The organism is Hylemonella sp. GW821-FHT10B10, from assembly GCF_059415585.1.
Window position 1 is genome coordinate 143,381 of sequence record NZ_JBWKNN010000001.1, and the last position, 17,943, is coordinate 161,323.

At 66.6% G+C, this 17,943-nt stretch carries 21 protein-coding genes; 12 read left to right on the plus strand and 9 right to left on the minus strand.

Annotated elements, in window-relative coordinates:
* Positions 1-16: 16 nt before the first annotated feature.
* Positions 17-1,498, minus strand: a complete 1,482-nt coding sequence (locus AC07NT_RS00655) for a cryptochrome/photolyase family protein (RefSeq protein ID WP_498598358.1) — start codon at positions 1,496-1,498, stop codon at positions 17-19.
* 20 nt (positions 1,499-1,518) lie between these two features.
* Between AC07NT_RS00655 and AC07NT_RS00660 the strand changes: the two genes are divergently transcribed.
* From AC07NT_RS00660 to AC07NT_RS00685, 6 genes are all read left to right on the plus strand, one after another.
* On the plus strand, positions 1,519-2,133 hold the full coding sequence (locus tag AC07NT_RS00660; RefSeq protein ID WP_498598357.1) for a YqgE/AlgH family protein: 615 nt from the start codon (positions 1,519-1,521) through the stop codon (positions 2,131-2,133).
* Positions 2,130-2,549 carry a Holliday junction resolvase RuvX gene (gene ruvX, locus AC07NT_RS00665; protein WP_498598356.1) on the plus strand — a complete coding sequence of 140 codons (420 nt, stop codon included), beginning with the start codon at positions 2,130-2,132 and terminating at the stop codon, positions 2,547-2,549. Before AC07NT_RS00660 ends, ruvX begins: the two co-directional genes overlap by 4 nt.
* Positions 2,546-3,043 (plus strand): bifunctional pyr operon transcriptional regulator/uracil phosphoribosyltransferase PyrR, encoded by a 498-nt coding sequence (gene pyrR / locus AC07NT_RS00670; RefSeq protein WP_498598355.1) that lies wholly within the window; start codon positions 2,546-2,548, stop codon positions 3,041-3,043. The genes ruvX and pyrR overlap by 4 nt, the downstream gene beginning before the upstream one ends.
* 28 nt (positions 3,044-3,071) lie before the next feature.
* Complete coding sequence (locus tag AC07NT_RS00675) at positions 3,072-4,034, plus strand: aspartate carbamoyltransferase catalytic subunit (RefSeq protein ID WP_498598354.1); 963 nt, start codon at positions 3,072-3,074, stop codon at positions 4,032-4,034.
* 1 nt (position 4,035) lies between these two features.
* Positions 4,036-5,331 (plus strand): dihydroorotase, encoded by a 1,296-nt coding sequence (locus AC07NT_RS00680; protein ID WP_498598353.1) that lies wholly within the window; start codon positions 4,036-4,038, stop codon positions 5,329-5,331.
* Positions 5,332-5,407: 76 nt separating this feature from the next.
* A complete protein-coding gene (locus tag AC07NT_RS00685) occupies positions 5,408-6,079 on the plus strand; it encodes a lysophospholipid acyltransferase family protein (RefSeq protein WP_498598352.1) in 672 nt (223 codons plus the stop codon).
* On the opposite strand, the gene AC07NT_RS00690 is transcribed toward AC07NT_RS00685, so the two are convergent.
* On the minus strand, positions 6,051-7,211 hold the full coding sequence (locus AC07NT_RS00690) for an ABC transporter ATP-binding protein (protein ID WP_498598351.1): 1,161 nt from the start codon (positions 7,209-7,211) through the stop codon (positions 6,051-6,053). The two genes, AC07NT_RS00685 and AC07NT_RS00690, sit on opposite strands and share 29 nt — an antisense overlap.
* Before the next feature lie 64 nt (positions 7,212-7,275).
* Here AC07NT_RS00690 and AC07NT_RS00695 point away from each other — a divergent pair, with 64 nt between their 5' ends.
* Complete coding sequence (locus AC07NT_RS00695; protein ID WP_498598350.1) at positions 7,276-8,901, plus strand: ABC transporter permease; 1,626 nt, start codon at positions 7,276-7,278, stop codon at positions 8,899-8,901.
* Between the two features lie 59 nt (positions 8,902-8,960).
* A complete protein-coding gene (locus tag AC07NT_RS00700; RefSeq protein ID WP_498598349.1) occupies positions 8,961-9,335 on the plus strand; it encodes an ArsR/SmtB family transcription factor in 375 nt (124 codons plus the stop codon).
* A 66-nt stretch (positions 9,336-9,401) separates the two neighbouring features.
* On the opposite strand, the gene AC07NT_RS00705 is transcribed toward AC07NT_RS00700, so the two are convergent.
* The 4 genes from AC07NT_RS00705 to AC07NT_RS00720 all read right to left on the minus strand — a co-directional run bounded on the left by AC07NT_RS00705 (position 9,402) and on the right by AC07NT_RS00720 (position 12,753).
* Positions 9,402-9,839, minus strand: coding sequence for a DsrE family protein (locus AC07NT_RS00705; RefSeq protein ID WP_498598348.1), 438 nt, complete (start codon positions 9,837-9,839; stop codon positions 9,402-9,404).
* Positions 9,840-9,919: 80 nt separating this feature from the next.
* Positions 9,920-11,203 carry an NAD(P)/FAD-dependent oxidoreductase gene (locus tag AC07NT_RS00710; RefSeq protein ID WP_498598347.1) on the minus strand — a complete coding sequence of 428 codons (1,284 nt, stop codon included), beginning with the start codon at positions 11,201-11,203 and terminating at the stop codon, positions 9,920-9,922.
* 12 nt (positions 11,204-11,215) lie between these two features.
* Positions 11,216-11,536 (minus strand): c-type cytochrome, encoded by a 321-nt coding sequence (locus tag AC07NT_RS00715; protein ID WP_498598346.1) that lies wholly within the window; start codon positions 11,534-11,536, stop codon positions 11,216-11,218.
* Between the two features lie 110 nt (positions 11,537-11,646).
* A complete protein-coding gene (locus tag AC07NT_RS00720; protein WP_498598345.1) occupies positions 11,647-12,753 on the minus strand; it encodes a YeeE/YedE family protein in 1,107 nt (368 codons plus the stop codon).
* Positions 12,754-12,854: 101 nt separating this feature from the next.
* On the opposite strand from AC07NT_RS00720, the gene AC07NT_RS00725 reads away from it, so the two are divergent.
* The 4 genes from AC07NT_RS00725 to AC07NT_RS00740 are packed head-to-tail and all read left to right on the plus strand — an operon-like array spanning position 12,855 to position 15,181.
* Positions 12,855-13,790 (plus strand): MBL fold metallo-hydrolase, encoded by a 936-nt coding sequence (locus AC07NT_RS00725; protein ID WP_498598344.1) that lies wholly within the window; start codon positions 12,855-12,857, stop codon positions 13,788-13,790.
* A gap of 14 nt (positions 13,791-13,804) precedes the next feature.
* Positions 13,805-14,266 carry a thioredoxin fold domain-containing protein gene (locus tag AC07NT_RS00730; protein ID WP_498598343.1) on the plus strand — a complete coding sequence of 154 codons (462 nt, stop codon included), beginning with the start codon at positions 13,805-13,807 and terminating at the stop codon, positions 14,264-14,266.
* Between the two features lie 32 nt (positions 14,267-14,298).
* Positions 14,299-14,742: a D-aminoacyl-tRNA deacylase gene (dtd, locus tag AC07NT_RS00735; RefSeq protein WP_498598342.1), complete on the plus strand. Its 444-nt coding sequence runs from the start codon at positions 14,299-14,301 to the stop codon at positions 14,740-14,742.
* Positions 14,743-14,764: 22 nt separating this feature from the next.
* A complete protein-coding gene (locus AC07NT_RS00740; protein ID WP_498598341.1) occupies positions 14,765-15,181 on the plus strand; it encodes a DUF1801 domain-containing protein in 417 nt (138 codons plus the stop codon).
* A gap of 26 nt (positions 15,182-15,207) precedes the next feature.
* On the opposite strand, the gene AC07NT_RS00745 is transcribed toward AC07NT_RS00740, so the two are convergent.
* Genes AC07NT_RS00745 through AC07NT_RS00755 form a run of 3 tightly spaced genes read right to left on the minus strand, consistent with a single transcriptional unit; the run spans position 15,208 to position 17,942 of the window.
* Complete coding sequence (locus tag AC07NT_RS00745; RefSeq protein ID WP_498598340.1) at positions 15,208-16,185, minus strand: Bug family tripartite tricarboxylate transporter substrate binding protein; 978 nt, start codon at positions 16,183-16,185, stop codon at positions 15,208-15,210.
* Positions 16,186-16,212: 27 nt separating this feature from the next.
* Positions 16,213-16,566 (minus strand): AtuA-related protein, encoded by a 354-nt coding sequence (locus AC07NT_RS00750; RefSeq protein ID WP_498598519.1) that lies wholly within the window; start codon positions 16,564-16,566, stop codon positions 16,213-16,215.
* Between the two features lie 5 nt (positions 16,567-16,571).
* Entirely contained in the window at positions 16,572-17,942 is a 1,371-nt protein-coding gene (locus AC07NT_RS00755) for an acyclic terpene utilization AtuA family protein (protein ID WP_498598339.1), read from the minus strand.
* Between the last annotated feature and the right edge of the window lies 1 nt (position 17,943).

A 17,943-nucleotide genomic window follows, 5' to 3' on the forward strand; every position in this document is an offset into this window, starting at 1 on the left:
GCAGAGCCTGCAGGGTTCAGTCTTCGCTTTCTCCTGGTTTCTTCACCACCGCATAGCGCGCCAGGGTCTGTGCGCGCGCTTCGTCGTGGGCCACCAGGGGCAGCGGGTAGCCGCTGCCCAAGGTCACGCCGGCGGCTGCCAGTTCCACCGGGCTGGCCAGCCAGGGTGCGTGCAGCGCGGCATCGGGCAGGGCGGTCAGTTGCGGCAGGTAGCGCCGGATGAAACGGCCCTGCGGATCGAACTTCTTGCTCTGGCTGATCGGGTTGAAGATGCGAAACCAGGGCTGCGCATCGCAGCCGCTAGAGGCCACCCATTGCCAGCCGCCGTTGTTGGCGGCCAGGTCGAAGTCGTTGAGTTTCTCGGCGAAGTAACGCTCGCCCCATTGCCAGGCGATCCCCAGGTCCTTCACCAGAAAGCTGCCCGCCACCATCCGCAGGCGGTTGTGCATGTAGCCGCTCTGGTTGAGCTGGGCCATGGCCGCGTCGACGATGGGATAACCCGTGCGGCCCTCGCACCAGGCGGTAAAGAGGGCTTCGGCGTGTGCGCCCTGCTCCCAGGTGATGGCGTCGTAGGCCGGCCGGAAAGCGCTGCTGGCTACGTGGGGGAAGTTGGCCAGGATCTGGAAATAGAACTCGCGCCAGACCAGCTCGCTGAGCCAGACCGCAGCGCCGGGGCTGCCCTGCTGGCTGCGTTGTTGCGCAGTGCTGACCAGCCGGCGCAGGGAGACCGTGCCAAAGCGCAGGTGCACCCCCAGATAACTCGGGCCCTTGAGGGCGGGGAAATCCCGTGTGTCGTGGTACTGGTCCATGCGCTCGAAAAAATCCTCGAACAGCCGGCGGGCGCCGCTGCTACCTGTAGGGATCTTGAGCTGGCTCAGGTTGCTGGACTCGAAGCCGATATCGGCCAGGCTGGGCACCGGGCCGCGCAGGGCCTCAGGCCGCGGCGCCAGACCGGCAGCCAGGGGCGTGACATCAAACACCGGCAATTGCGTCGCCTGCAACCGCGCCAGCCAGGCCTTCTTGTAGGGGGTGAAGACGGTGTAGGGCGTGCCGCCCCCGGTGAGGATCTCCCGGCCCTCGAAGACCACATGGTCCTTGCAGGTGTGCAGGGCGATACCCAGGCTGGCCAGGCTGCCGCGCACGCGGGCGTCCCGCGCCTGAGCCTGGGGTTCGTAGTCGTGCGCGGCATAAACGGCCTGCACGCCCAGCGCCTGGGCCAGGGCGGGCAGGGCCTCGGTGGCGTTGCCATGGCGCACGATCAGGCCGGCGTGCTCCTGCCCGGAAAGGGCGCGCAAGTCCGTGTCCAGCTCGACCAGACTGCTCCGTATGAACTCCACCCGGCGGTCGGCACGCGGCAGGGGGTCGAGGATCTCGCGGTCGAAAACAAAGGCGCAGTAGACCCGGCGGCACTGCCGAAGTGCATGGTGCAGGGCCGCATGGTCGTCCACCCGCAGGTCGCGACGGAACCAGACCAGACCGGAATCCAGGATTTTTTGCATATCACCGTTAAAATCAGCACATGGCCGATGATTCTGCACCCATCAATCTCACGAATCATTTCCTGATCGCCATGCCCGGTCTGGCCGACGAGACTTTTGCCAAAAGTGTGGTCTACCTCTGCGAGCACAGCGAGCGCGGGGCGCTGGGCCTGATGATCAACAAACCCACCGACATCAAGCTGCAGGGCCTGTTCGACAAGGTTGAGTTGCCGTTGGGGCGTGCCGACCTCAAAGACAGCCCGGTCTTCCACGGCGGGCCGGTGCAGACCGAACGAGGTTTTGTGCTGCACGAGGCCCTGTTGAACATGCCCTTGCCGGTAGAGGGCGAGGACAAGCCCGAGCCTGTCTATGCCTCCACCATGATGATCCCGGGTGGCCTGGAGATGACCACCTCGCGCGACGTGCTCGAGGCTCTGTCCACCGGCGCCGGCCCCAGCCGCGTGCTGGTGTCCCTGGGCTACTCAGCCTGGGGTCAGGGGCAGCTCGAATCCGAGATCGGTGAAAACAGCTGGCTCATCGTCCATGCCGACCCGATCGTGATTTTCGAGACCCCGGTGGCCCAACGCTACGACAAGGCCCTGTCCCTGCTGGGTCTGCAGGCCTGGATGCTCTCACCCGACGCGGGGCATGCATGAGCGCGGTGGCCGTTGTGACCTCGATACCCGCCACACAGCAAAGCTTTCTCGCCCTGGATTTCGGTCTCAAACGCACCGGCGTCGCGGTCGGCAACCGCATGCTGCGACAGGCCCAGGCCCAGCCCACCATCCGCGCCGAGGGAGACGCCCGCTTCGAACGCATCGCCGAACGCCTCAAGGAATGGCAGCCCGACGCGCTGGTGGTCGGCGTGCCCTTTCACCCCGACGGTGCGCCGCACGAGAATACGGCGCGGGCGCAGAAATTTGCGCGCCAGTTGCGTGGGCGCTTCGGCCTGCCGGTCTACGAGGTGGACGAGCGTTACAGCACGACCGAAGCGCTCGCAGACGGCGCTGACGATGCAGACGCCGGTGCAGCCTGCGTCATCCTGGAACAATTCTTGAGGACCCTGGAATGAGTACCCTGGCACTGGATGCGGAAGCCCTCTACGCCGAACTGCTGCGCGGCGTGCGCGGCCTGTGCACGCCCGAGACCCGCCTGGTCGGCGTGACATCGGGCGGCGCCTGGCTGGCCGAGCGTTTGCAGCGCGAGCTCCAGCTCTCTGGCGAGCATGGTGCCATCTCCTCCGCCATGCACCGTGACGACTTCGCACAGCGTGGCCTGGCCAGCGGCGGCCAGACCGTGCTGCCTTTTGACGTCAATGGCGCCCAGATCCTCATCCTCGACGATGTGCTCTACACCGGGCGCACCATCCGCGCAGTGATCAACGAGCTGTTCGACTACGGCCGCCCGGCCTCCATCCAGCTGGCCGTGCTCGTGGACCGTGGCGGGCGCGAGCTCCCCATCCAGGCCGACTATGCTGCTGCCCGCGTGGTGCTGCCACCCAATCAGCTGCTGGAACTGGCGCGTGACGCCGACGACCGTTTCCGTTTCCGGGTGGAGGCCGCCTGAGCGAGGGCGATAGAACACAAGGCACACCATGCTCTACAAACGCAACCCCCAACTCAACAAGCACGGTGAACTGATCCACCTGCTCTCCACTGAAGGTCTGCCGCGCGAGATCCTCACGCACATCCTCGACACGGCAGGCAATTTCGTCAGTGTCAGCGACCGCGAGGTCAAGAAGGTGCCGTTGCTGCGCGGCAAGAGCGTGTTCAACCTTTTCTTCGAGAACTCCACGCGCACGCGCACCACCTTCGAAATCGCGGCAACGCGGCTCTCCGCCGACGTGATCAACCTGGACATCGCGCGCTCCTCGGCCTCCAAGGGCGAGAGTCTGCTCGACACCATCGCCAACCTCAGCGCCATGGCGGCCGACCTCTTCGTCGTGCGCCACAGCGAATCGGGCGCACCCTACCTGATCGCCCAGCACGTGGCCCCACATGTGCACGTGGTCAACGCCGGTGACGGTCGGCACGCCCATCCCACGCAAGGCCTGCTGGACATGTACACCATCCGGCACTACAAGAAGGATTTTTCCAACCTCACGGTGGCCATCGTGGGTGACGTCCTGCATTCGCGCGTGGCGCGCTCGGACATCCACGCACTCACCACCCTGGGCTGCGCCGAGGTGCGGGTGGTCGGCCCCAAGACCCTGGTGCCGGCCGCCATGGCGCCCATGGGCGTGCGCGTGTGCCACACGCTGGAAGAAGGCATCAAGGGCGCCGACGTCATCATCATGCTGCGCCTGCAGAACGAGCGCATGAGCGGTGCGCTGCTGCCCTCGAGCCAGGAGTTCTTCAAGAGCTTCGGCCTCACGCCCGAGAAGTTGCAGCTGGCCAAGCCCGACGCCATCGTGATGCACCCGGGGCCGATCAACCGCGGCGTCGAGATCGACTCGGCCGTGGTGGACGGCAAGCAGAGCGTGATCCTGCCGCAGGTCACCTTCGGCATCGCGGTGCGCATGGCGGTGATGAGCATCGTCGCAGGGAACGAGGCATAAGATGAAACTATTGATCAAGGGCGGCCGCGTCATCGACCCCGCCAGCAACCGCGACGAGATCGCCGACGTGGCCATCGCCGCCGGCCGCATCGTGGCCATCGGCAAGGTGCCGTCCGACTTTGCGCCCAACCGCGTGGTCGAGGCGGGCGGTTGTGTCGTTGCCCCGGGCCTCATGGACCTGGCCGTGCGTCTGCGCGAACCCGGCCACGAACACGAAGGCATGCTCGAATCCGAGATGGCTGCCACCGTGGCCGGCGGGGTCACCAGCCTGGCCTGTCCGCCTGACACCGATCCCGTGCTCGACGAGCCCGGCCTGGTCGAGATGCTCAAGTTCCGCGCCGAGAAGCTGCACCAGGCGCGGGTGTTCCCCATCGGTGCGCTCACGCGCAATCTGCAGGGCGAGATCCTGACCGAGATGGCAGAGCTCACCGAATCCGGTTGCGTGGCCTTCAGCCAGGCCGATGTGCCCCTGGTCAATACCCAAATCCTGCAGCGCGCCTTCCAGTACGCCAGCACTTTCGGTTACGCGGTCTGGCTGCGTCCCAACGACCATTACATGGGCCAGGGTGTTGCCGCCAGCGGGGCGCTGGCCACGCGCCTGGGCCTGTCGGGCGTGCCCGTGGCCGCCGAGACCATTGCCCTGTACACCATCTTCGAACTCATGCGTGCCACTGGCGCGCGCGTGCACCTGTGCCGCCTCAGCAGCGCGGCCGGTGTGGCCCTGGTGCGCCAGGCCAAGGACCAGGGTCTGCCGGTCACCTGTGACATCAGCATCAACTCCCTGCACCTGACCGATACCGACATCGGCTACTTCGACAGCCGCATGCGACTCAACCCGCCGCTGCGCCAGCAGGCCGATCGCGATGCCCTGCGTGAAGGCCTGGCCGACGGCACCATCGACGCCCTGGTCTCCGACCACACGCCTGTGGATGAAGACGCCAAGATGCTGCCCTTCGCCGAGGCTGAACCCGGTGCCACCGGCGTCGAACTGCTGCTGAGCCTGGCGCTCAAGTGGGGTCAGGAAAGCGGCGTGGGCCTCACACGCGCCCTGGCCGTGCTGACCAGCGAACCGGCCCGGGTATTGGGCAACGCCCTGGGCACCTTGCAGGCCAGCGCCGGCCAGCTCGCGGTGGGCGGCGTGGCCGATGTCTGCGTGTTCGATCCGCAGGCCGAGTGGACGGTGCTGCCCGAGACCTTGCGCAGCCAGGGCAAGCACACGCCTTTTGCCGGTTACGAGCTGCCCGCGCGCGTGCGCTGCACCATCGTGGGTGGGCAGATTGCGTACCAGTCAGCCTAAGGTTTCTGTTGCGTGCGCGCTCTGGCGCCTGACGCGAGCCTGTACACACATTGTTGCGGGCCTGCTGACCATCCTGTTGCGTTTTCCCCGGCTCAGTCCCGAGCAACGCGAAATACATGTGCAGGTCTGGTCGCGCGAGATGCTGGCATGCCTGGGCATCAGGCTGGACCTGCAGGGTGAAGCCACTTTGCCTGGTCCTTTGCTGCTGGTGGCCAACCACATCTCCTGGCTGGACATTACCTCGCTGCATGCGGCGCGCTTCTGTCGTTTCGTCTCCAAGGCCGACGTGGCGCGCTGGCCCGTGATCGGCGCGCTGGCCACGGGCGTGGGTACGCTTTTCATCCAGCGCGAATCGCGTCGCGACGCCATGCGCGTGGTGCACCACATGGCCGACAGCCTGCGTGGCGGCGACGTACTGGCCGTGTTTCCCGAAGGCACGACTGGCGAAGGCATCGAGCTGCTGCCCTTCCATGCCAATCTGCTGCAGGCAGCTATTGCGGCAGGCGCGCCGGTGCAACCGGTGGCTCTGCAATTCATCGACACGCACAGCGGCGAACGCAGCCTGGCGCCCTGTTATGTAGGGGACGATACCTTGGTGGGTTCGGTCTGGCGCACGGTGCGTGCCCGTGGCATCACGGTGCGCATCGTCTTCGGCGAGGTACAGGGTTCGCAAGGGCGCGAGCGCCGCGCCTGGGCGCAATCCCTGCGCGAGGACGTGATCAGGCTGCGCGCACCGGCACCACGCTGAGCGGCGCCGCTACGGCATCCGCCTGCTGCGCGCAGGGCATCTGGCACAGCTCGCTACCTTGTACCGCACAGGCTCGGTTGAAGGTCACCACGTGGTCCACCTCGGGCCGGATGCCGATCCACTCCCCGATCTTGTGGTCATGGTGGCTGGGCACATGGGCCAGCACGGTCTGGCCACCGGCCAGGCGCAGGGTGTAGAGGAACTCCGAACCGCGAAAGGCCTTGCGTACGATCTCGGCCTTCACCGGCGCATCGTCGTCGTGCACGATGTCGTCGGCGCGCAGCAGCACATCGCACTCGCCACCGGCAAAGGCGCAGGGCAGGGGGCATTCGGCCACGTCGGTCAGCTCGCCCAGCGGCGTCTGCACCACGATCTGCTGGTTCACTTCGCGTATGGTTGCCGGCGCGAACACGCCATGGCCGATGAAGTCGGCGACGAAACGCGTGGCTGGCCGGTGGTAGAGCGTGTAGGCGTCGTCCCACTGGTGCAGGCGGCCCTCGTGCATGACGCCGATGGTGTCGCCGATGGCAAAGGCCTCCAGCTGATCGTGCGTGACAAACAGGGCCGTGGCCTGGGCCGCCTTGAGGATGTTGCGCACCTCGTGCGCCAGTCGCTCGCGCAACTCGACATCGAGATTGGAAAAAGGCTCGTCCAGCAACAGCAGTTGCGGGCGCGGGGCCAGGGCGCGCGCCAGCGCCACGCGCTGCTGCTGGCCGCCCGAAAGTTCGTGCGGGTAGCGCGACTCGCTGCCTTCCAGGCCCACCAGGGCCAGCACCTCGCGCACGCGCAGCGCGCGTTCAGCGCGGGGCAGGTGGGCGATGCCGAAGGCTACGTTGCGGCCCACGTTCAAATGGGGAAACAGCGCGTAGTCCTGGAACACCATGCCGATGCGGCGCGCCTCGGGTGCCAGCTGCGTGCTGGCACTGCCCACCACCTGGCCCGAGAGGCGGATCTCGCCACCGCTCAGCGGCTCCAGCCCGGCCACTGCGCGCAGCAGCGTGGTCTTGCCGCAGCCCGAAGGGCCGATCAGCACACCGATGTCGCCAGCACGCAGGCCCAGCGACACATCCCGCACGGCAGGCTGAGCCGCGCCGGGGTAGCGCACTTCGAGCTTGGAGACTTCAAGAAACATGATGGTTTATTGTAGATGCTTACAATTCTCATTACGCTCCCTATCCCTTACGGGTACCCCGCACATGGCCTTGCGCCGGCTTCGTCACCTTTTTCTGCTGCTTTTCACCGCCGCCCTGATGCTGCCTGTGCTCGCTCTTCTGGGCGCCTGGCTGCCCGGTGGCGCGCCGGGTACCGAGGCCACGGAGATCCTGCGCGAGATGGCGCGCACCGTCCTGCCCGACTACCTGGTCACGACCTTCTGGCTCTGCCTGATGGTGACCGTGGGGGTGATCGCCGTGGGCCTGTCTGCGGCCGCAGCCGTGACCCTGTTCGATTTTCCGGGTCGGCGCTTCTTTGAATGGGCGCTGCTGCTGCCCCTGGCCATGCCGGCCTATGTGGTCGCTTACGCCTATACCGACTTCCTGCAGTACAGCGGCCCCTTGCAGAGTTGGCTGCGTGCTGCCACTGGCCTGCAGGGGCGCATGTTTCCCGAGATCCGCAACACAGTGGGTGCGGCCTGGGTGCTGACCTTCGCGCTCTACCCCTATGTTTACCTGCTGGCGCGCACGGCCCTGGGCGAACGCGCCAGCCATCTCATGGAGGCTGCGCGCCTGCTGGGTGCCCCGCTCTCGCGCCGCGTCCGCGAAGTGGCCTTGCCGCTGGCGCGCCCCGCCGTGGCCGCCGGTGTGGCGCTGGCCTTGATGGAGACGCTGGCCGATTTCGGCGTGGCCAGCTACTTCGGCATCCAGACCTTCACGGCCGGCATCTACAAGGCCTGGCTGGCCATGGACAACCGCATCGCTGCGGCCCAACTCGCCACCCTGCTGCTGGGTTTCGTCGCCCTGCTGCTCTGGCTGGAACACCACTCGCGTCAGCGCTTGCGTTTCGTGAGTTCGCGCACCGCGCGCCAGGCCGGTGCGGAAGCGCGGCCGGTGGCGTTACGCGGGCCGCGCCTGGCGGCCGCCTGGGCGGTCTGCGCCCTGCCGCTGCTGATGGGTTTCGTGGCCCCGGTGCTCTTCATGTTCCGTCCGCTGGTGGCCGGTTGGTCCGAGCTGCCCTGGGAGCGTTTCCCGGTCTGGGCCGGCAACAGCGTGCGCCTGGGCCTGCTCAGTGCTGTGCTGGCTGTGGGCGCTGCCCTGCTGCTGGCGTACGCCCTGCGCCGCCTGCCCGACCTGCTCACGCGTGCGGTGGTCCGGCTGGCCAGCCTGGGTTATGCGGTGCCGGGCGCGGTCATCGTCGTGGGCCTGTTGCTGCCCGTGGGCTGGGTGCAGGCCCGCTGGCCCGAGGCCGGCGCCGCCTACTGGGTCACGGCCACCTCGCTGGGCCTGGTCTGGGCCTATCTGGTGCGTTTCGTCGCCGTGGCCCTGCAGTCCCTGCAAAGTGGTTATGCCCGCATCCCGGCCAGCCTGGACGACAGCGCGCGCATGCTGGGCAGCGGTGGCTGGGGCCTGCTCACCCGGGTGCACTGGCCCTTGCTGCGCCGCTCGGTGATGGCGGCCACCCTGCTGGTTTTTGTGGATGTGATGAAGGAGCTGCCCGCCACCCTGGTGCTGCGGCCTTTCAACAGCGACACCCTGGCCGTGGTGGCCTACCAGCTGGCGCGCGACGAGCGCCTGGGCGAGGCGGCCCTGCCGTCCCTGGCCCTGGTGCTGGTGGGGCTCATCCCGGTGCTGCTGCTCAGCCGCACCCTGCGCGACAAGAATGGCTGATGCAAACGCCGGTTCATCTGTAGAATGAGCATGTACTTATATAACAGGGATCAGCTGTCATGAGCAAGCGTTCCATCCAGACGACCCCGGCCCCTGTGACCGAGCCGGACCAGGTTTTTGAACTGGCCGCGGAAGTCTTTCGTGTCATGTCGGCCCCCATGCGCCTGAAGATCATCAGCCATCTCTGCGATGGCGAGCGCAACGTCAGTTACCTGCTGGGCAAGATCGACACCACCCAGCCCAATATGTCCCAGCATCTGACCACCCTGTACCAGGCGGGTGTGCTGGGCAAGCGCCGCGAGGGCGTGCAGATCTATTACCGCATCATCGACGACCGCGTGGCGGCCCTGTGCCGCGCCGTCTGCACTCAGATCGCCACCGAATCGAATTTCGAGATGCCCCGGGTCGGGCACGGGGCCTCGCCGGCGCCTTGAGCGCTTTTGTATTACCAAAGAAAAAGGGGCCTGACGGCCCCTTTTTGCTGCGCGCGCTTTTGACGCTCAGGGCTTGAGGTAGGCGTAACCTTCCTGCGACTGCAGACGCGCCACCTCGGCCACGCCCGAGGGCACGATCTTGGCTTCCATCAGCACGCGGTCGGGGCTGATGTTGCGTGTTGTCAGCGTGTTGTTGCAGACGCGGAAATCCACGCCCTTGCTTACCAGGTCGCTCACGGAGCCGCTGAACTCGCGGCCCTGGCTGTCCTTGGCGTCCTGCAGCAGGAAGTTGATGCCCGGGCCGTGCGTGACCACCACGATCTTGGCCTTGGGGTCGGCGCTCATGTGGTTGCGAATGTTGTTCAGGATGGCCGGCACCGTGTTCACGTCTGTGTTCACGTGGTACACGGCCTTGACCTGTTGTGTGGCTTGCGCTTGTGCCGCCGACGTGAAACCGAGGGTAGCCGCGCAGGCCAGGGCGAGTGTGGCAATGATTTTGTACATGAGCAACTCCTGAATTCATCAACAAGAAAAAGCCGGCCTGGGCCGGCTGTGGGTCCGGTGTGCCACCGGGCCCGACACGATCAAAGCAGTGTATCCGCCCAGATGTTGTGCGCCCAGTTCATGGCGTAGATGCCCTCGAGCTCGGTGGGGCCGGGCGAAACACCGCCCGAACCCGGCACGGTCTTGTAGGTCTTCTCGGTCGCATCGTACTGGTGGACCGAAGCGACATGCACCACCAGCTTGTCGTTGACGAAGCTGTAGCAGGTGTTGGTGAGCAGCGGTTGCGGGTTGATCTCCAGGCCCGAGAGCTGTGCCACCACGGCAGCGGCCACCACCTTGCCGTGCGAGTTGGCCATGTGGCCGGACTTGGGCATCAGCGGCGCGGCCAGCACCGAGTCGCCGATCACGTGCACGTCCTTGGCCGCAGTGGACTCGAAAGTCTGGTAGTTCACGTTGCACCAGCGGCCGTTGGCGTTGGCCAGGCCCGATTGCATGGCGATCAGGCCCGCGCTCATGTTCGGCAGCACGTTGAGCACGTCGGCCTTCACGTCGTCCGAGGTTTCGAACTTGACGGTATTGGTCTTCGCGTCCACGGCGATGGCCTTGTGGTTGCCGCGGAACTCCAGCATGCCAGCGTAGTTCTCGGCCCAGAACTTCTTGAACAGCGGGCCTTTGGACGTGACGTCCGGGTTCGCGTCGAGGATCAGCACCTTGGACTTCGGTTTCGCTTTCTTGAAGTAGCTGGCCACCTGGCTGGCACGCTCGTAGGGGCCGGGCGGGCAGCGGTAGGGGGCCAGCGGCACGGCGATGGCGTAGACGCCGCCGTCGGGCATGGCCTCGAGCTGGCGCCGCAGCGCGGCGGTCTCGGCGCCGGCCTTCCAGGCCTGCAGGATCTGGCCGGACGCGTTCGCGTCCTTCAGGCCTTCCACGCTGCCCCACATCATGTCCACACCGGGCGAGACGATGAGCTTGTCATAGCCGATGGTGGCGCCGCCGGCCAGCGCGACGGTCTTCTTGCCGCGGTCGATGTCGATCACGCGATCCCGCGCGTGGATCACGCCGTGCGTGCTCTTGAGCTTGTCATAGGGCGTGGTGATGTCGCCCATGGTCTGGGTGCCGCCGATCACCAGGTTGGAGATGGGGCAGGAAATGAAGCTCTCGTTGGGTTCCACCAGCACGACGTCGATCTGGTAGTTGGAGAGCATGCGCACGTATTTGGCGGCGGTGGCACCGCCGTAGCCGCCGCCGATCACCACCACCTTGGCCTTGGCGGGGAGGGGGGCGGTGCTGGCACAACCCACCATGGACAGCGGGCCCAGGGTGCCGAGCGAGAGCGAGGCTTGTACAAAGCTGCGACGTTTCATGTTCGGTCTCCTTCAGCGCTTGAGGGTGGCGAAATAGCTGGCGGCGGACTCGATCTGCTGATCGGTCAGGCCCTTGGCCAGCTGGTGCATCACGGTGGCCGGACGCGTGCCGTTCTTGAACGCGTTCAACTGCTGGACCATGTACTCCTTGGGCATGCCGGCCAGGGACGGGATGGCCGAGCCCTGCACCGTGCGGCCGTCGGTGCCGTGGCAGTTGGCACAGGTCGCGGCCAGCGCACGCTGGTGCAGTTTCGCGGCATCCTGCGCAAAGCCGGAGGTGGCGGCCATGCCGGACAAGAGCATCACGGCAAATCGGGTTCTGAAGCGCATCATGGGTCTCCTTCTGGGTGCACCGGACATGGATCGAAATGAATGTAGCGAGGTGACCCCGCATTGTCGCCCGGTGTTTACCCTGAAACCCATACGGGTATATGGCCGCGCTGTCAGGGTGCCTTCATCTGGGCCTGCGTGCCGCTGACGCGTTCGCTCGGCAGGTGCGTGGCAGCCCGGCTGTCCAGCACCCGGTCCGTCAGGCCCGCACCGGCCCACATGCCGATCAGCGCCAGCCAGGCGGTCAGCGCGAAGATGGCCCCGCCCGTCATGCCCGCACCCACCGCACAGCCCCCGGCCAGCATGGAGCCGAAGCCCATGAACATGGCGCCCGCGATGTAGCGACGCATGCTGTAGCCATCCTTGAAACCTTCGAGCTTGAAGTCTCCGCCGACCAGCGCGCCGAGGAAAGAGCCTGCGAACACACCGGGCAGCAGGCCGAAATCGAAACCCACGGGCGGCGCCGGCGAGGCCAGCACGCGCATCAGCCATTCGGCCGAGGGGCCGCTGAAGGTCAGACCCTGCACCGGTGTCGTGCCAAAGCTGTTGATGGAGATGAGGTGCGTGGCCCACCAGCCCGCCGCCACGGCCAGGCCCGTGCCCATGCCACCTACCCATTTCCACAAACCCCAGCCGCTGCGGATCGCAAAGAACAGGGCGGCTGCGAACCACAGCAGCCCCACCAGCAGGCCGCCCCAGGGGCCGATGCCCGTGAGGGCCAGCAGGTCGCGCGCGGGGCCGCCTTCCACCGTCCACCAGTTGCTGATCGTCATGCGCAGTGGGGCCAGGGCGCCTGCAAGCGCGGCCTGCGCCGTGACGGCGAAGATCAGCCCCGAGAGCAGGGCGCGCAGATTGCCGTTGGCCGACAGCACCAGCAGGCGGCTGGCGCAGCCGCGTGTCATGACCATGCCGGCGCCGAACAGCAGGCCGCCGAGCAGCGCGCCCGAGAGGCTGCCGCGCGTGGCCAGCTGACGGGCGGTGCTGACATCGAGCGCGTGCAACACGATCAATCCCTGCACCGCCACCACCGCGGTCGAGAAAGCCAGCAGCCAGACCGAGAGCTTTTCGCCGAACTTGCCGTGCCAGAACTCGAGCGTGGCCGCGCGCAGGCAGAAGCGCGAGCGCTGGGCGAAAAAGCCGAAGAGCACACCGATGAGCAGGCCGCTGCCTGCCAGCAGGCTGCGTTCGCCGTAGCGCTCGATCCAAAGGGTCAGATCCATGGAAACACCCTAAATTCACTATTTGCTTATATACTAAGTTCTCATCTTGCAGGCAGCTTGACCTGCCTCAAACCGTCGTGATCCGGAGCCCCGAACGCCGTATGAAACTCCGCACCGTTCTCGCCTGTGTCCTGGCCTTGCTGGCCCCGGTCGGTCATGCCGCAGAACCGCCCATGGTGGCGCAGCAGGTCACGCCCAGCGCCTGGTATGTGGAAGGCGTTTCGGCCCTGGGCTCGCAGGCCAACCAGAACTTCATCTCCAACGCGGGTTTTGTCATCACGCCGGCTGGTGTGGTGGTGATCGACGCGCTCGGCTCGCCGTCCCTGGCCGAGCGCCTGCTCGCGCAGATCGCGCGCATCACGCCGCTGCCTGTTACCCATCTGATCGTCACGCATTACCACGCGGACCACATTTACGGCCTGCAGGCCTTCAAGGCGCGTGGCGTGCGCATCATTGCGCACCAGGCGGCACGCCTTTACCTGAACTCGGACACCGCACGCCTGCGCCTGCAGGCCTCGCGGGAGGAAATGGCACCCTGGGTCAACGAGGACACACACCTGGTCGAGGCCGACGAATGGCTGGCCGCGGACCAGACGCTGGTGGTGGGGGGGGTGACCTTCCAGATTCGCAGCGTGGGGCCCTCGCACACACCCGAAGACCTGGTGGTCTACCTGCCCTCGGAAAAAGTGCTGTTTGCGGGCGATCTCGTGTTCCGCAGCCGCATCCCCTATGTGGGCCAGGCCGACAGCCGGCACTGGATTGCCGCGCTGGAGCGCCTGCTGGCCTTCGACGCCACCATCATCGTGCCCGGCCACGGCCCGCTCTCGCGCGAAGCGCGCAAGGACATGCAGCTCACGCACGACTACCTGGTCTACCTGCGCGCCAGCATGGGCCAGGCCGCGGCCAACCTGGAGCCTTTCGACGAGGCCTACGCCAAAACCGACTGGAGCGCTTTCGAGCACCTGCCTCTGTTCCGCGTGGCTAACCGCATGAACGCCTACAACACCTACCTGCTGCTGGAGCAGGAGGGCAAGTGATAAGGTTGTCTGCCATGCCCACCCTGAACCGCCGTTCCCTGCTGCTGGCCGCCGCCCTGCCTGCGCTGTGGCGCCCGGCTGCTGCGGCCGAACTGCCGCCGGCTCGTTCGCTCGGGGACGAACTGACCACGGCCCTGGCCCAGGGCCAGCCCCTGGTGGTGATGGTCAGCCTGGACGGTTGCCCCTATTGCAAGATCGCGCGCGATCACTACCTGGCGCCACTGCGCCAGCAGGAGGGCCTGCCAGTGGTGCAGGTCGACATGCGCAGCCGCGCGCCCGTGCTGGACTTCAGGGGCACCACCGTGACGCAGGACGACCTGGTGCAACGCTGGAAGATCCGCGTCGCGCCCACCGTGCTCTTCTTCGGCCGTGGCGGGGCCGAGGTGGCCGAGCGTCTGGTGGGTGGGTATATCCCTGACTTCTACGGCGCCTATCTGGACCAGCGCCTGGCCCAAGCACGCAACACGTTGCGCTGAACGGGTCTGGCGCGGCGCGGTATAAACGTCGCATGCTCACCCTCTTGCAACGTGTGAAGGAAGCCCGCGTGGACATCGCGGGCCAGACTGTCGGCGCCATTCCAGCCGGCCTGCTCATCCTGCTCTGCGCCGAGCGCGGCGACAGCGAGGCCATTGCCGACAAGCTGCTGGCCAAGATCCTCAAGCTGCGCATCTTTGCCGACGAAGCCGGCAAGATGAACCGCAGCGTGGTAGACGTGAGCGGTGGATTGTTGATCGTCAGCCAGTTCACCCTGGCCGCTGACACGACAGTCGGCAATCGGCCGAGCTTCAACTATGCCGCGCCGCCGGACGAGGGGCGGCGGCTGTACGACTATTTCGTGGCCCGTGCCCAAGCCTCACACGCGGTGGTGCAGACCGGCCAGTTCGCAGCCGACATGCAGGTGCACCTGGTCAATGACGGGCCGGTGACGATACCGATAACCATGCGGTCCTGAATCCATAGCAGGAGCTTTGACCATGAAAAAAGCAAACGCAAGCACGGGCCCGTCGGCCTCCGTGCTCATCTCGGAAAAAATCGCCGGACTCGGCGACTGGCGTGGCCGGGCCCTGGGCCGTATGCGCCAGCTCATCCAGGAGGCCGACCCCGAAGTCGTTGAGGAGTGGAAGTGGATGGGCACGCCCGTTTGGTCGCACGGTGGCATCCTCTGCACGGGCGAAACCTACAAGGACAAGGTCAAGCTCACCTTTCTCAAGGGCGCGTCGCTGAAGGATCCGGCCCGCCTCTTCAATGCCAGCCTGGACGGCAACGCGCGTCGCGCGATCGACATCCTTGAAGGTGTGGAGGTGGACTCCGCCGCCTTCAAGGCACTGATACGCGAGGCGGTGGCCCTCAACAGTGCGGGTAAGTCGAAACCCGCCAGGAAGAAGGCCTAGGCCTGAGGGCGCCGCTTCCGAAACCTCTATTCCGCCTCGATGCCGGCCGACTTGACGATGCGGCCCCATTTCTGCGATTCGGCCACCTGGAATTTGCGCAGATCTTCGGCCGTGCCCGTGAAGATCTCGGTGCCGGTGGACTGGTAGAAGCCGGCGGCCGCGCTGCTATGTGCGGCCTTGACCAGCAGCTCGTTGAGCTTGGCGATCACCGGCGCGGGCGTGCCGGCAGGCACATAGGCGGCAAACCAGTAGGTCATCTCGTAGCCCTTCACGCCGGCTTCGTCGATGGTGGGCAGCTCTGGCGCCAGCGGGCTGCGCTTCTTCGTGGAGACGCCCAGGGCCTTGAGCTTGCCGGCCTTCACCTGCGGCAGGCCCGTGGCCATGTCGGTGATCATCACGTCGATCTGTCCACCGATCAGGTCGGTCACGGCGGGCGGGTTGCTGCGGTAGGGGATGTTGACGATGAAGGTACCCGTCATCTGCTTGAACAATTCACCCGCGATGCGGCTGGACGAACTGCCGCTGCCAAAAGACAGCTTGCCCGGGCGGGCCTTGGCGTATTGCACGAACTCGGACACGTTGTTCACCGGCATGCTCGGGTTCACCACCATGATCTGGCCGCCGCGGCCCAGGGCCGCGACGGGTTCGTAGTCCTTCACCGGGTCGTAGGGCAGCTTCTTGAACAGGTGCTCGTTGGCCGCGTGTGTGGTGTTGGTCGTGATGAAGACGGTGTAGCCATCCGCCTTGGCGGCTTTGGCCGCCTGCGCGCCGATGAAGGCATTGGCCCCGGGTTTGTTGTCGATCACCACGGGCTGCTTGCTCTCCTGCGTCACGCCCATGCCGATGGCGCGTGCCAACTGGTCGGTGGCACTGCCGGCCGCGAAGGGCACGATGAAGGTGATGGGCTTGTCCGGGAAGGGTTGCGCAAGGCCCAGGGCGGGGGCTAGCAGGGCGGCAGCGGCCCAGGCAAGCACGAGCCGTCGGGTGCGGGGCAAGTTCGTCATGGTGGTCTCCTTCGGTTTTATCGTGAATCAATTTTCAGGCCCCGCAAGCAGGGGCAGCAGATCGGCAGGCACGGACAGCGGCAGGTCCAGCAGCCAGTAGGACAGGGCCTTGCCATGGGTGTCCAGGTTCAGCGCATTGTTGACGCCGCCGTCCAGCACCTCGTCCAGCACGAAGTTCATCGCGTGCAGCTGCGGCAAGAGGTAACGCCGCACGGCGGCAGGTTCCCGATGCGCGAAATGGCGGGCCACGGCCTCTTCGGTGATCTGCTCGGCGATCAAAGGATAAAGCTTTTCATGCCAGGCGATCACGCTGATGTTGGAGCGGTTGCCCTTGTCACCCGTGCGCCCGTGAGCCGCGCGGTACAGGGGCACGGTGTGCATGGTGCTCAAGATGCCTCCAGCATGTCAAAGCCCGTGGGCACGGCCGCACGCGGCACCAGGCCCGAGAGCGTGTCCAGGCGCGGTGTCAGTGTGGTGCGCACGCCGCCGCCGCCGGCCGGGCCGCAGGTGTAGAGCGCTGTGACCTCACGTGATAGTCGTTCGGCCTGCGCGCGTTGCGCACAGGCGGTGGCCACGCGCAGGCGCACATCGCGCGCTTGGCCTGGTACTTGTGCGGCCAGCAGGCGACCCGCGTCGTCACCCATCACGCTGAGCACACCGATCAGGTCGGTGCGCAGGGTGAGCTCCGGCAGGCGCTGGCGCAGGATGTCCGCGGCCAGCCGCGCACGCCCCTCGGCGCGTGGGCCGGCATAGGAAATCTCACCCTCTGCCAGCCAGCCGGCATCAAAGCAGACGTTGACCTTGAGGCTGGCTGTGCGCGCATGGCCGCGCACGCCGCGCAGGGCCACGCGGTCCGGGCCGAACTGTTCCAGCTGCGCTACGCTGATGTCGGCCACCACATCGGGCGTGACATAGGCCGCGGGGTCGTGTACCTCGTAGAGCAGCTGTTCCTTCACGCTGGCCAGCGTGACCAGGCCGCCCGTGCCATCGGCCTTGCTGATCACGCAGCCGCCGCGCGCGTTGATCTCCGCAATGGGAAAGCCCACGTGGGCCAGGTCGGGCACGTCCTTGTAGCCCGGGTCGGCGAAGTAACCACCGCAGACCTGGGCCCCGCATTCGAGCAGGTGCCCGGCCATGGTGGCGCCCGCGATGGCGTCCCAGTCGTTGGCGGCCCACCCGTGGTGGGCCAGGGCCGGGCCTACCGTTAGCGAGGGGTCGGCCACACGCCCGGCCACGACGATCTGCGCGCCCGCGCGCAAGGCGGCGGCGATGGCCTCGGCGCCGATGTAGGCGTTGGCGCTCACCACTTTCAGTGACTCCATCTGCGTGCCCAGGTGTTGGCGCAGCAGGGTGCGCTGCCCCGGGGCTGAAAGATCATCGCCTTGGATCACGGCAATCCTCGGTGCCGGCAGGCCAAGTTCAGCAGCCATGCGCTGGATCAGCCGGGCCGCTGCCGTGGGGTTCGCCGCGCCGAAATTGCTCACGATGCGGATGTTGTGCTGCAGACAGCGCGCGAGCACAGGGCGCATGAGCGCGTCGAGCAGGGGCTCGTAGCCGGCTTGCGGGTCCGCGCGGCGCCGCAACTGGGCCAGGGCCAGGGTGCGCTCGGCCAGTGTCTCGAAGATCAATGTGGCGCTGCCGCCGTGTTCCGCCAGCAGGCGCACCAGCGTGTCCACCACCGGGCCGGCTGCGTCCACGCGATCGCCGGAGAAGCCGGCGGCACTGCCGATGAAAAGCGGGGGCGGGTTGGCGCTCATA